This window comes from Solihabitans fulvus (assembly GCF_008386585.1).
Lineage (GTDB): Bacteria > Actinomycetota > Actinomycetes > Mycobacteriales > Pseudonocardiaceae > Solihabitans > Solihabitans fulvus.
On sequence record NZ_VUOB01000065.1, the window covers coordinates 1 to 12,672 of the forward strand.

The 12,672-nt window shown below is 71.7% G+C and carries 12 protein-coding genes; 8 read left to right on the top strand and 4 right to left on the bottom strand.

The features are described 5' to 3' along the window. Nucleotides 1–17 precede the first annotated feature (17 nt). Entirely contained in the window at nt 18–671 is a 654-nt protein-coding gene (locus tag F0L68_RS32340) for an ACT domain-containing protein (protein WP_149853675.1), read from the bottom strand. 283 nt (nt 672–954) lie between these two features. Between F0L68_RS32340 and gatC the strand changes: the two genes are divergently transcribed. The 6 genes from gatC (at nt 955) to F0L68_RS32370 (ending at nt 6,389) form a co-directional block, all read left to right on the top strand. Continuing rightward, entirely contained in the window at nt 955–1,251 is a 297-nt protein-coding gene (gatC, locus tag F0L68_RS32345) for an Asp-tRNA(Asn)/Glu-tRNA(Gln) amidotransferase subunit GatC (RefSeq protein ID WP_149853676.1), read from the top strand. Then, nucleotides 1,251–2,765: an Asp-tRNA(Asn)/Glu-tRNA(Gln) amidotransferase subunit GatA gene (gene gatA, locus F0L68_RS32350; RefSeq protein WP_149853677.1), complete on the top strand. Its 1,515-nt coding sequence runs from the start codon at nt 1,251–1,253 to the stop codon at nt 2,763–2,765. The genes gatC and gatA overlap by 1 nt, the downstream gene beginning before the upstream one ends. Next, nucleotides 2,765–2,965: a hypothetical protein gene (locus tag F0L68_RS32355; protein ID WP_149853678.1), complete on the top strand. Its 201-nt coding sequence runs from the start codon at nt 2,765–2,767 to the stop codon at nt 2,963–2,965. Before gatA ends, F0L68_RS32355 begins: the two co-directional genes overlap by 1 nt. Further along, nucleotides 2,962–4,467 (top strand): Asp-tRNA(Asn)/Glu-tRNA(Gln) amidotransferase subunit GatB, encoded by a 1,506-nt coding sequence (gatB, locus tag F0L68_RS32360; protein WP_149853679.1) that lies wholly within the window; start codon nt 2,962–2,964, stop codon nt 4,465–4,467. The genes F0L68_RS32355 and gatB overlap by 4 nt, the downstream gene beginning before the upstream one ends. Before the next feature lie 100 nt (nt 4,468–4,567). Then, the gene (locus tag F0L68_RS32365) at nt 4,568–5,209 is read left to right on the top strand and encodes an RNA polymerase sigma factor (RefSeq protein WP_223199326.1); all 642 of its coding nucleotides are present in this window, start codon (nt 4,568–4,570) and stop codon (nt 5,207–5,209) included. Then, entirely contained in the window at nt 5,202–6,389 is a 1,188-nt protein-coding gene (locus F0L68_RS32370; RefSeq protein WP_149853680.1) for a CU044_5270 family protein, read from the top strand. The genes F0L68_RS32365 and F0L68_RS32370 overlap by 8 nt, the downstream gene beginning before the upstream one ends. Nucleotides 6,390–6,486: 97 nt before the next feature. Here F0L68_RS32370 and F0L68_RS32375 read toward each other — a convergent pair whose 3' ends face one another. Continuing rightward, complete coding sequence (locus F0L68_RS32375; RefSeq protein WP_223199327.1) at nt 6,487–7,671, bottom strand: PQQ-dependent sugar dehydrogenase; 1,185 nt, start codon at nt 7,669–7,671, stop codon at nt 6,487–6,489. Between the two features lie 44 nt (nt 7,672–7,715). Beyond that, on the bottom strand, nt 7,716–8,666 hold the full coding sequence (locus F0L68_RS32380; protein ID WP_149853681.1) for an alpha/beta fold hydrolase: 951 nt from the start codon (nt 8,664–8,666) through the stop codon (nt 7,716–7,718). A 145-nt stretch (nt 8,667–8,811) separates the two neighbouring features. Here F0L68_RS32380 and F0L68_RS32385 point away from each other — a divergent pair, with 145 nt between their 5' ends. Beyond that, nucleotides 8,812–9,720: a 2-hydroxyacid dehydrogenase gene (locus F0L68_RS32385; protein WP_188316953.1), complete on the top strand. Its 909-nt coding sequence runs from the start codon at nt 8,812–8,814 to the stop codon at nt 9,718–9,720. Nucleotides 9,721–9,976: 256 nt separating this feature from the next. Beyond that, entirely contained in the window at nt 9,977–10,714 is a 738-nt protein-coding gene (locus F0L68_RS32390; RefSeq protein WP_188316949.1) for a DoxX family membrane protein, read from the top strand. An 81-nt stretch (nt 10,715–10,795) separates the two neighbouring features. Here the strand turns inward: F0L68_RS32390 and ilvD are convergent, their stop codons facing one another. Then, on the bottom strand, nt 10,796–12,640 hold the full coding sequence (ilvD, locus tag F0L68_RS32395; RefSeq protein ID WP_149853684.1) for a dihydroxy-acid dehydratase: 1,845 nt from the start codon (nt 12,638–12,640) through the stop codon (nt 10,796–10,798). Nucleotides 12,641–12,672 lie beyond the last annotated feature (32 nt).

Below are 12,672 nucleotides of genomic sequence, written 5' to 3' on the forward strand. Positions count from 1 at the left end.
TAAGCAGCGACACGCTACTAGTCCGGCAGGACCACGGAGACGATGCCGGCGAGGTGCGCCAGCCTGGCCACCTCGGCGGCGCGGAACATCGGCCCACCGGGTCTGCCGACCAACAGCACCCGGTCGGGCTTGCCAAGCGGCGTCGCGGCGAGTTCGGTGCCAAGCTCCCGCCAGGTCTCCGGCACCCAGTCCTCCTCGCCGTCGAGCACGGTCGCGCGGTGCAGCGGCAGCCACGGCGGGTCCTGCAACGTCCGTTCGGGGGCCGCGGTGCTCGCCGCGAGCCGCCGCAGCTCCCGGCCCTCCTGGCCGATCACGATTGCCCAGCCGGCCCGCACGATCCTCGGCACGCCCTCGGCGAAGATCTCCAGCCCGCGCTTGGGCTCCTCGGCGACCTCCTCGACCAGCTCCAGCTCCCGATGGGTGTCCAACACCCCTGCGTACGGGCGAACCGCGTCCACCTCGACGCCCTCGATGGACTCCGCGGCGGTGATCAGGCCGTCCGGCAGCCGGCCTGAGGGCAGCTCGACGACGAGGTCGTCGATCGCCACGCCGGAACCGCGCTCAACCACGTCCACGCTGAGAATGTCGACCCCGATCTCGCCGAGCGCGGAAGCCACCGCGCCGAGGGTGCCGGGACGGTCCGGGAGCTGGACCCGGATCAGGAAGGACAAGGCGAACGCCTCCTGCCTCGTGCGCGAACGTTCCCGTCCGTGCCTGTCAAGACGCGAGAAGGCGTGAACGCTGGCCTCTCGCGCCGATGTCAGCCGCTGATTCTCGCAGACCGAAGATTACTTTCCGACCCTCCGTCCGTGTTGCGACCCGGTAAAATGCGGCGCTTTCCGGCGAGTCCTGGTGGAACCCGGTCGAAGCCCCCGCTGACCTGCCCATAGACTCCCCCGGTCCCACGAAACCAATCGCATCGGCGAAAACCGGTGCACACCGGGGGTTGAAGGAGTGCCCAGCATCTCCCGCGACGAGGTCGCGCATCTGGCTCGGTTGGCCAGGCTCGCCGTCACAGAGGACGAACTGGACCTGTTCGCCGGCCAGCTCGACGTCATCCTCCAGGCGGTCGCGCGCGTCGGCGAACTCGCCACCAGCGACGTTCCGCCGACCTCGCACGCCGTGCCGTTGACCAACGTGTTCCGCGAGGACGTGCTCCGACCGGGACTGCGCCAGCAGCAGGCGCTCGCCGGCGCCCCGGCCGCCGAGGCCGGCCGGTTCCGCGTGCCGCGCATTCTCGGGGAGGAATGATGAACGACCTTATTCGCAGCACGGCGGCCGAACTCGCCGCGCAGATCCACGCAGGCGAGGTCTCCGCCGTCGAGGTGACGCAGGCGCACCTCGACCGCATCGCGCAGGTCGACACCGCGGTGCACGCCTTCCTGCACGTCGACACCGAGGGCGCGCTCGCCGCGGCCCGCAAGGTCGACGCCGACCGCGTCGCAGGCCAGCAGCCGGCCTCCGCGCTGGCCGGCGTCCCGTTGGCGCTCAAGGACGTGCTCACCACCGAGGGCGTGCCGACCACCTGCGGCTCCAAGATGCTGGAGGGCTGGATCCCGCCGTACGACGCGACCGTCACCAGGCGGCTGCGCGAGGCCGGCGTGGTCATCCTCGGCAAGACCAACATGGACGAGTTCGCGATGGGCTCCTCCACCGAGAACTCCGCCTACGGCCCCACCCACAACCCGTGGGACCTCGACCGGATCCCCGGCGGCTCCGGCGGCGGCTCCTCCGCGGCGCTGGCGGCCTTCGAGTCGCCGCTGTCCATCGGCACCGACACGGGCGGCTCGATCAGGCAGCCCGGCTCGGTCACCGGCACCGTCGGCGTGAAGCCCACCTACGGCACCGTGTCCCGCTACGGGCTGGTCGCCTTCTCCTCCTCGCTGGACCAGGCGGGCCCGTGCGCCCGCACGGTGCTGGACGCGGCCCTGCTGCACGAGGTGATCGGCGGCCACGACCCGCTGGACTCCACCTCCATCGACCGGCCGCTGCCGCCGGTGGTCGCGGCCGCGCGCCAGGGCGCCGACGGCGACCTGTCCGGCGTGCGGATCGGCGTGGTGCGGGAGTTCGCGGGCGAGGGCTACCAGGCGGGCGTGCTGGCGTCGTTCACCGCGGCGGTCGACCAGCTGCGCGCGCTCGGCGCCGAGATCGTCGAGGTGTCCTGCCCGAGCTTCACCTACGCGCTGTCCGCGTACTACCTGATCGCGCCGAGCGAGGCGTCCTCGAACCTGGCCCGCTTCGACGCGATGCGCTACGGGCTGCGCGTCGGCGGCGACGACCCGTCGCTGTCCGCTGAGGACGTCATGTCGCTGACCCGCGAGGCCGGCTTCGGCGCCGAGGTCAAGCGCCGCATCATGATCGGCACCTACGCGCTGTCCTCGGGCTACTACGACGCCTACTACGGCTCGGCGCAGAAGGTTCGCACCCTGATCACCAGGGACTTCGACGCGGCCTTCGAACAGGTCGACGTGCTGGTCTCGCCGACGACGCCGACCACGGCGTTCAAGATCGGCGAGCGGGTGGACGACCCGATGGCGATGTACCTGTCCGATCTGTGCACGATCCCGTCCAACCTGGCCGGCAACGCGTCGCTGAGCGTCCCGAGTGGACTCGCCGAGGAGGACGGTCTCCCTGTCGGGCTCCAGATCATGGCCCCGGCGATGGAGGACCACCGGATGTACCGGGTGGCCGCGGCCTACGAGGTCGCCCGCGACGCGGCCCAGGGCGGGCCACTGATCCACCGAGTGCCGGAGGTGTCTGTCTGATGGGTGCGGTCAAGAAGGCGAGCGGCCTGTTCGGCCTGCTGGGTTCGGCCGTCGGTGTGGCCGGCGCGGTCGCCGGGCTGCGCGCCGCGAGGGCGAAGAACGACAAGCTGGCGCTGGTCAACGCCGTGGCGAGCATCGCGGCCGCGGCGACCGGTGTCGCGCTCGCCCTCCGCGCCATGCGGAAGGGCGGGGAGAAGTGACGCGGGTGGCGGATCTGATGGACTACGCCGAGGTCGTCGAGCGGTTCGACCCGGTGCTCGGCCTCGAGGTGCACGTCGAGCTGTCGACCAACACCAAGATGTTCTGCGGCTGCCCGACGACCTTCGGCGCCGAGCCCAACACGCAGGTCTGCCCGACCTGCCTCGGCCTGCCTGGCGCGCTGCCCGCCGTCAACGGCAAGGCGGTCGAGTCGGCCATCCGCATCGGGCTCGCGCTGAACTGCGAGATCGCCGCGTGGTGCCGGTTCGCGCGGAAGAACTACTTCTACCCCGACCAGCCGAAGAACTTCCAGACCTCGCAGTACGACGAGCCGATCGCCTTCAACGGCTACCTGGACGTCGTGCTTGAGGACGGCGAGGTGTTCCGGGTGGACATCGAGCGCGCGCACATGGAGGAGGACACCGGAAAGTCGCTGCACGTCGGCGGCGCGACCGGCCGAATCCACGGCGCGGACTACTCGCTGCTGGACTACAACCGGGCTGGTGTCCCGCTGATCGAGATCGTCACCAAGCCGCTGGAGGGCGCAGGCGAGCGCGCGCCCGAGGTGGCCAAGGCGTACGTGTCGGCGCTGCGGGACCTGCTGCGCGCGCTGGACGTCTCGGACGTGCGGATGGACCAGGGCTCGCTGCGCTGCGACGCGAACGTCTCGCTCAAGCCCAAGGGGCAGGCGGAGTTCGGCACGCGCACCGAGACCAAGAACGTGAACTCGCTGCGCAGCGTCGAGCGGGCCGTGCGGTTCGAGATGTGCCGGCAGGGCGCGGTGCTCGCCGAGGGTGGCCGGATCGTGCAGGAGACCCGGCACTTCGACGAGTCCAGCGGCAGCACGTCCGCCGGTCGCACCAAGGAGACCGCCGAGGACTACCGGTACTTCCCCGAGCCCGACCTTGCGCCGGTCGCGCCGAGCACCGAGTGGGTCGAGGAGCTGCGGGCGACCCTGCCCGAGCTGCCCTGGGAACGCCTCAAGCGCATCCAGGGCGACTGGCAGCTCACCGACGCCGAGCTGCGCGACCTGGTCAACGCGGGCGCGGTCGACCTGATCGCGGCGACCGTCGACGCGGGTTCCTCGCCGGCCGAGGCCCGCCGCTGGTGGGTGGCCTACCTGACGCAGCAGGCCAACACCAGGGGCATCGAGCTGGTCGAGCTGTCCATCACGCCGGTCCAGGTGGCGCGGGTGATCGAGCTGGTCAACGGCGGCAGCCTGACCAACACGATGGCCAAGGACGTCGTGGACGGCGTCCTCGCGGGCGAGGGCTCGCCGGACGAGGTGGTCGAGGGGCGCGGGCTGAAGGTCGTCTCCGACGACTCTGCGCTGGAGGCCGCCGTCGACGAGGCGCTGGCCGCGCAGCCCGACGTCGCGGAGAAGATCCGCAGCGGCAAGGTGCAGGCCGCGGGCGCGATCGTCGGCGCGGTGATGAAGGCCACCAAGGGCCAGGCCGACGCGAAGAAGGTGCGGGACCTGGTCATCGCCCGCTGCGGCGGCTGACCGGCCACAAGGCACAACGAGAGGGCCACCACGCGAGTCCGCGTGGTGGCCCTTTTCGTGTGGACGGGACGCAGAGGACGGGATCGGACAAGAACCTGATGTGACGACTTCAACCGACAGACTGACGGCACGAGGCCCCGCACCCGGTCCGCCTGCCTCCGTCGAGCATGACCGGCCGGATCTGGCGGGACCTGGCGCGAAGGCCGAGTTCGCGCGGCTCTTCGACTCCTACGCCCGCACCCTGCGCGGCTACCTGGCGGGTCGGGTGGGCGCGCACGCGGCCGACGACCTGGTGGCCGAGACCTTCCTGATCGCCTTCCGCAGGCGGGACAGCTACGACGCGACCCGGGTGCCGGTGCGCGGCTGGCTGTACGGGATCGCCACCAACGTGCTGCGCAACCACCGCCGCGACGAGATCCGCGGCCTGCGGGCCACCGCGCGCGCCGGTCACTTCGGTGGCTCTGAGCACAACGAGCCGCACGACAACCGGGTGGCCGCCCGCGTCGACGCGGAGCACCGGATGCGCGGGCTGGCCGACGGGTTGGCCGACCTGAGCGACGACGAGCGGGACGCGTTGCTGCTGACCTCCTGGGCAGGCCTGGAGCCCGGCGAGTTGGCCGCGGCTCTTGGGGTGCCGGCCAGCACGGTCCGGACCCGGCTGCACCGGGCGCGGCGGAAGCTGCGCGGCATCGACATCGAGCAGGGCACTGCGGACAACGGCGGGGAGAACGACCATGCGTGACAACCTGAACACTGGACCGTTGAGCGAGTCCGACCTGGACGAGGCGCTGCACCTGCTGCACGTCGAGGCCCGCACGGCCGACGCGCCGATGACGGACCTGCGGGCCAGGGTGCTGGCCGATCTCGACAAGGCCGAGCCGGCGACCGTCGCGAGCACTGCCACCGTCACGCCGATCGGCCGGGCGCGCGGCAGGCGGAGGTTTCCCGCGCCATGGGCGTCCGTCGCGGCCGCCGTCGTGGCCGCGGCGGTGATCGGCGGCATCGCGCTGCACGGCTCCTCGCCGGCGCCGACCGACTCGACCGCCGGGGCCGCCGGCACGTCGAGCGCCCAGCAGACCAAGCAGGGCGGCGTCGAACTGGTGACCGCACAGCAGGCGCTGGCCACCGCGGCCACCCAGGTCGGCGCCGGCAAGGACACGCCGCTCGCGCCGGGCCAGTTCCGGCACATCAGCCTGCACGCCTGGTGGTCCACGGGCACCATGATGGCCTCCGACAGCAAGGGCAACCCCACCAAGGGCTTCAGCTACCTGCGCGAGCAGACCATCGACCGCTGGGTGCCGGCCGACTACCGCGACGACTGGCTGGAGCGCAGGAAGCTGACCGGGCGCAAGACCTGGCTCGGTGGCACCGAGCCGGAGTCGGCGATGAACCGGCCCGAGCCCGACGCCGACATCCAGAACGCCGAGTACCACGGCAAGTGCGGCGACTTCTTCCCCAAGTCCAAGCCGGCGAAGGTCTGCGGCGACGCGAACGACTGGGACTTTCCGGAGTACTACGCCGGCCTGCCGAGGGACCCCGACCAACTGCTGGCGCGCTGGACCAAGGACACCTCCGCGAAGGGCAGCTCGCCTTCCACCATCCTCTACTACGTCACGCAGATCCTCGGCACCGGCCTGGCGCCCGCGGACGTGCGCGCCGCCGCGTACCAGGCCCTGGCCAAGCTGCCCGGCATCCAGGTCATCGACCGGGCGGCAAACCTCGACGGCGTGGTCGGCATGGCGCTGGGCATCGAGGACAACAAGGCCGACCGGACCGAGCTGATCCTCGACCCGAAGACCGGGCAGTACATCGGCGACCGCGTGGTGGCCGTCCATCCGACCACGCCGTGGATCAAGCCGGGCACGGTGACGAGCTTCACCTCGCAGACCAGCACCGCGGTGAGCGAGCAGGGCGCCAAGTAGCCCGATCCTCGGCTACGGCACAGGGAAGGCCACCACGCGACTCCGGCGTGGTGGCCTTCCCTTTTGTCGTCGGACGTCGTCTGACGACGTCGGGCGGTCAGTCGCCGCCGCCACCGCCGCCGCTGGTGTCCGGCCTGACCAGGATGACCACCCTGTCGTCGCTGGACACGGGCTTTCCGCCGGCCTTGTTCACCGTGCCGCCGATCATGTACTGCTCGTCGACCAGGTCGAGCGCGCCGAGCAGGCCGAAGCCCTTGTCGTCCTGCATGCTCAGTTGCGGCTTGTCCTTGAACGAGCCGTCCTGGTTCAGGTGCATGCTCTGCATGCCGGGGTTCTTGGCCGTGGCGACCGTGATCATGTCGCTGTAGGCCGCGCAGCCGGTGACGCCGGGCCGGTCAGGCCAGGTCCACGCGGCGGTGCCGAGCGCCTGGCCCGACTTCACCGCGTAGAGCAGGTCGCCGCTCGCCACCCGGTCGGTCACCCAGGTTCGGGTGCCGTCCAGCGAGGTGCAGATGCCGCCGGGCGAGTGCAGGCCGCTGGCCACGACGGGTGAGTTGGCGGTGGGGTTGTCCTTGGCCGGCTTGCCGGACGTGTCGATCCGCAGGACCTTGCCGGACAGCGAGTTGGGGTCGGCCGCGGCGTCCGGCTTGCCGCCGTCGCCGGTCGCCAGCAGCAGCGCGCCCTTGCGGTCGGTGGTCAGCACGCCCTGGTTGCCGGTCGCGCCCTTCGGGATGCCGGTGAGCACCGGCTTGGGCTGGTCGCCGGGCGCGATCCGCAGCACTCGGTTGTCCGTCGCGGTGGTCACGTAGGCGAAGATCAGCTGGTCCTCGCCGTAGGTGGGGGACAGCGACAGTCCGGTCAGCCCGCCGTCGCCGGTCGCGTCGACCGGGACGGTCGCCAGCACGATCGGCTCGGCGCCCTTGGCGACCTGGAGGATGCGGCCGGTGGTCCGCTCGGCGGCCAGCGACTTCACCGCGCCGCTTGCCGGGTCGCCGCCGGGCAGCACGGCGACCGCCGAGATCGGCGAAAGGCAGGTGGCGATGACGGCCGGGTCGAAGTCCTTGCAGCCGTTGGGCGGCGGCACCGAGGTCGGCGCCTTCGGCTGACCCGGCTTGCCGGGGATGCCCTGGCTGTCCTGGCCGGGCGCCTGCGGCTGCGGGCCGGCCTGCGGGGTCAGCCTCGGCTGCGGCTGCCAGCTCTCCTGGGGCGGCTGTGCTGGGAAGCTGGCGCAGCCGGCGAGCAGCAGGCCGGCGGCGGCCGACACCAGCAGCGTGCGGATCACGGCTGGTCGAGACGCGCGGCTGGGACGGGACACAAGAGTGAACCCTAGGCGCGACGCCGTGAGCCGGGGGTGAGTGGTCCGCGCACCGACCGGTACCTGGGCTTTCTGGGCGGCGGCGGCTCCTCGTCGTGCATGGCGCGGCGCACTGCGTCCACGCGGTCCAGCAGCAGGTGCAGCTCCTCGGCCACCACCCTCGGCGACTCCAGCGGCAGGAAGTGGGTGTTCGGCAGCACCCGCAGCCGCGCCTGCGGCAGCGGGCCGAGCGGCCGCCGGACGCTCTCCGGGCTGGCGAGCAGGTCGTAGCGGCCGGCCAGCACGGTCGTCGGGCAGCTGATCCCGGTGAGGTCCTGGCGTGGCGCGGCGCCAAGCGCGAGCGCGAGGGTGAAGTACCAGGTCCAGTCGTGTTGGAAGAACTGCCGGACGGCCTGGCCGATCGTGTCCGGCGCGCTGACCGAGGACAGCAGGCCGCTGTGCCTGAGCAGGAACGTGGTCGCGGCGTTGACCGGCACCCGGTGCAGCACGGCGTCCAGCAGCGGGCCCACCGCGCGCAGCACCGTGGCGCCGCCCCGGCCGAGCAGCCTGCGCAGCTCGGGCGGCAGACCGGGCAGGCCGAGCACCGCCTCGAAGGAGTCGCCGGGCGCGCCGGTGATCAGCAGCAGCCCGGTCACCCGCTCGGGATGCCGCAGCGCCAGCTCCGTGGCCACCGTGACGCCCATCGACCAGCCGAGCACCACGCAGCGCTTCAGGCCGGCCGCGTCCAGCACGGCCACCGCGTCGTCGGTGTGGTCGGCCAGCGTGATGCGGGACTCGTCGGCCGGGCGGGTCGAGCCCATCGTGCCCCGGTGGTACCAGCTGTGCACGCGCACCCCGCTGGTCGGTGCCAGCAGCGCGGGCCATGCCTCCGGCATCGTGCCGAGCCCGGGACACAGCAGCACGTCGGGCCCGGCGGTCCTGGTCCACCACGCCCTGATCCGGGTGCCGTCGGCCGATCTCACGTCAGCGACGCTCGGCCCTGCAAGCGGGCCTTCGGAGTGCTCGCGCATCCGACCAAGTCTGCCGGTTATGGCAAGGGTTCGCCGTACTGCGATGTGCTGATCGTCGGGACGTTCCTACGGACGGGTTACGGTGCTCTGCGTGAAGATGATCGTGTTGGTTCCCGACGACCTCGGCCTGGCAGTCATGTCCGAAGTGGACGGTGTGCGGGCGGTCCGCTACACGCCGGGCGAGCCGCTGCCGCCGGAGGCCGCCGAGGCCGAGGTGCTGGTGCCCAGGTTCCTCGCGGGCATGGACGTGCCCGCGCTGCTCGGTGGGCTGCCGAGGCTGCGGCTGGTGCAGCTGCTCACCGCGGGCGCGGAGCAGTGGATCGGCCAACTCCCCGACGGCGTCGCGCTGTCCACCGGGCGGGGCGCGCACGGCGGCAGCACCGCGGAGTGGGTGGTCGGCGCGCTGCTGGCCATCTACCGCGACCTGTTCTCGTTCGAGCGGTCCCGCGAACGGTCCAGCTGGGACCACCACACGACGGACACCATGCAGGGCAAGCGGGTGCTCGTGGTCGGCGCTGGCGACCTCGGCGACCAGCTGCGCCGCCGCATCGAGCCCTTCGACGCGACCGTCACCCTGGTCGGCCGCGCGGCGCGGGACGGCGTGCACGGCGTCGACGAGCTGCCCGACCTGCTCGGCTCGCACGACGCCGTGGTGGTCGTGGTGCCGCTGACCAGCGAGACCAAGGGCATGGTTGACGCCGAGTTCCTCGCCGCGATGGCCGACGGCGCGGTGCTGGTGAACGCCGCGCGCGGGCCGGTGGTGGACACCGACGCGCTGCTCGCCGAGTTGACCAGCGGTCGGCTGCTGGCCGCGCTGGACGTCACCGACCCCGAGCCGCTGCCCGAGGACCATCCACTGTGGACCGCGCCGGGCCTGCTGCTGACGCCGCACGTGGCCGGCAGCTGCCGTGGCCTCGGGGAACGCGCCTACGCGGTGGCGAAGGCCGAGATCGCCAGGTTCGTCGCCGGGCGGGAACCGGCCAACCTCGTGCGCGGCGAGTACTGATCACGTTAGAGCTCCTAACACAATGGCGTTCGATCAGGGAGCGGCGGCCAGGTGGGCGAGATGTCTCGCAGGGGTCGTGACCGGAGGAAGGAGGCATGACGGAGTCATGGTGACTGACGACAACGCCGCAGGTCGTCTGCCTGGGCGTCGCGCGCCGAACAGTCATTGTGTTAAGAGCTCTTAGTCCGTTCGTAGTAATACGCACCGCCAGGTGGCCGCTCGCGGGCTCCGGCCCGTGGGCCTACCGTGCCGGAGCGTGACCACACACGACGAAGGGTCCTACACGGTCGGGGGAGTACGGGAAGGAGCACATCACCTCGACGAGCACGCGTCGTACTTCGACGACTCGGCCTACGAGCGGGCCGGCGGCTACGAGCCGGCTGGCGCTTACGAGCCGACTGCGGCCTACGAGCCGACCGCGGCCTACGAGCCTGCGGATGGCGCCACGTTGACGGAGCCGACGTCCAGGCTGGACGACGGCGACGAGGAGCCGCGCAGGCTCGGCTGGCACGCCGGGGCCGACATCGGCCTGATCGTGCTGCGGCTGGCGCTCGGCGGCAGATTTCTGTTGCACGGGCTACAGGAGGTCTTCGGGCTGTTCGGCGGCTCCGGCATCTCCGGGCTCAGCAGCTTCCTGGCCGAAGCGGGTTTCCAACACACCAGGGTTCTCGCCTGGGTCTGCGGTGTCACCGAGTTGGCCGGCGGCGGGCTGCTGGTGCTCGGCCTGTTCACGCCGCTGGCGGCGGCAGGCCTGCTCGGCCTGCTGGCCAACGCGATCACGCTCAAGTGGCGCGGCGGCGTGCTCGGCGCGAACGGCTACGAGCACGAGGCCATGCTGGCCGCGGCGGCGTTCGCGCTGCTGTTCGCCGGCCCCGGCCGGGTGGCGCTGGACAACGGCCGGCCGTGGTTCCGCCGCCCGGTGCTCAGCGGCTTCCTCTGTCTGCTGCTGACGGCGGCCGCCGCCTGCGTGACCCTGCTGGTCCTGCGCCACTGACCCGAGGCCCGTCATGAAGGGGCCCACCAGGACACCGAACGTCCTGATGGGCCCCTTCATGACCTACTTGTTGACGATGACTTACTTGTTGACGTCGCGGACCGCGCCGGTGGAGGCCGCGGTGGCCATCCGGGCGTAGGCGCGCAGCGCGGTGGACACCGGGCGGACCCGGTCGACCGGCTGCCACGGGCGCTCGCTCGACTCCATCTTCGCCCTGCGCTCGGCCAGCACCTCGTCGTCGACGAGGAGTTCGAGCCGCCGCTCGTGCACGTCGATCAGGATCTGGTCGCCGTCCTGGACCAGGCCGATCACGCCGCCGCCCGCCGCCTCCGGCGAGACGTGCCCGATCGACAGGCCCGACGAGCCGCCGGAGAACCGACCGTCGGTGACCAGCGCGCACTTCTTGCCGAGCCCCGCGCCCTTGAGGAACGCCGTGGGGTGCAGCATCTCCTGCATGCCGGGCCCGCCGGACGGGCCCTCATACCGGACGACCAGCACCTCGCCCGCCTGGATCTCCCGCTTGAGGATCGCCGACACGGCCTGCTCCTGGCTCTCCACCACGCGGGCGGGGCCCTGGAAGTGGAACAGGTCCTCGTTGATGCCGGCCGCCTTGATCACCGCGCCGTCCTCGGCGAGGTTGCCGCGCAGTACGGCCAGCCCGCCGTCCACGGTGTAGGCGTGCGCGAGGTCGCGGATGCAGCCGCCCTCGGCGTCGGTGTCCAGCGAGGACCATCGGTTCTCGGTGGAGAAAGCCTTGGTGGTGCGCACCCCGCCCGGCGCGGCGTGGAACAGCTCGACCGCCCGCTCCGACGGCGACTCGGCGCGGATGTCCCATTCGCCGAGCCACTGTTGCAGGGACGGGCTGTGCACGGCGTGCACGTCCCGGTTCAGCAGGCCCGCCCGGTCCAGTTCGCCGAGGATGGCGGGGATGCCGCCGGCCCGGTGCACGTCCTCCATGTGGTAGTCGGAGTTCGGCGCGACCTTCGACAGGCACGGCACCCGCCGGCTGATCGCGTCGATGTCCTCCAGCGTGAAGGGGATCTCGCCCTCGTGCGCCGCGGCGAGGATGTGCAGCACGGTGTTGGTGGAGCCGCCCATCGCCATGTCCAGCGCCATCGCGTTCTCGAACGCCTTGCGGTTGGCGATGGAGCGGGGCAGCGCCGACTCGTCGTCCTCGCCGTACCAGCGCCGGCACAGCTCGACCACGGTCCGGCCGGCGTTTTCGAACAGCTCGCGGCGGGAGGCGTGCGTGGCCAGCGTGGAACCGTTGCCGGGCAACGCGAGGCCGAGCGCCTCGGTGAGGCAGTTCATCGAGTTGGCGGTGAACATGCCGGAGCAGGACCCGCAGGTCGGGCACGCGGACCGCTCGACCTCGGCGAGGCCGGCGTCGTCGACCTCGGAGCTGGCGGACGCGGAGATCGCGGTGATCAGGTCGGTCGGGGCTTGGGCGACGCCACCGACCACGACCGCCTTGCCGGCCTCCATCGGGCCGCCGGAGACGAACACCACCGGGATGTTCAGCCGCAGCGCGGCGTTCAGCATGCCCGGCGTGATCTTGTCGCAGTTGGAGATGCAGACCAGGGCGTCGGCCTGGTGCCCGTTCACCATGTACTCGACGGCGTCGGCGATGATCTCGCGGGAGGGCAGCGAGTAGAGCATTCCGCTGTGTCCCATGGCGATGCCGTCGTCGACGGCGATCGTGTGGAACTCGCGCGGCACGCCGCCTGCCTCGCGGATCGCGTCCGCGACGATGTCGCCGAGGTCGCGCAGGTGCACGTGACCCGGCACGAACTGCGTGTAGGAGTTGGCGATCGCCACGATCGGCTTGCCGAAGTCGTCGTCGGTCATGCCGGTGGCCCGCCACAACGAGCGGGCGCCCGCGGCGTTGCGGCCGTGGGTGGTGACGCGGGACCGGAGCTGGGGCACGGCTCCTCCAGAGGGAGAACAGCAGTATTCGA

Coding starts and splice junctions, on each gene's coding strand:
- gatA (WP_149853677.1), top strand. CDS start 1,251: ATGAACGACCTTATTCGCAGCACGGCGGCCGAACTCGCCGCGCAGATC.
- F0L68_RS32355 (WP_149853678.1), top strand. CDS start 2,765: ATGGGTGCGGTCAAGAAGGCGAGCGGCCTGTTCGGCCTGCTGGGTTCG.
- F0L68_RS32370 (WP_149853680.1), top strand. CDS start 5,202: ATGCGTGACAACCTGAACACTGGACCGTTGAGCGAGTCCGACCTGGAC.
- F0L68_RS32385 (WP_188316953.1), top strand. CDS start 8,812: ATGATCGTGTTGGTTCCCGACGACCTCGGCCTGGCAGTCATGTCCGAA.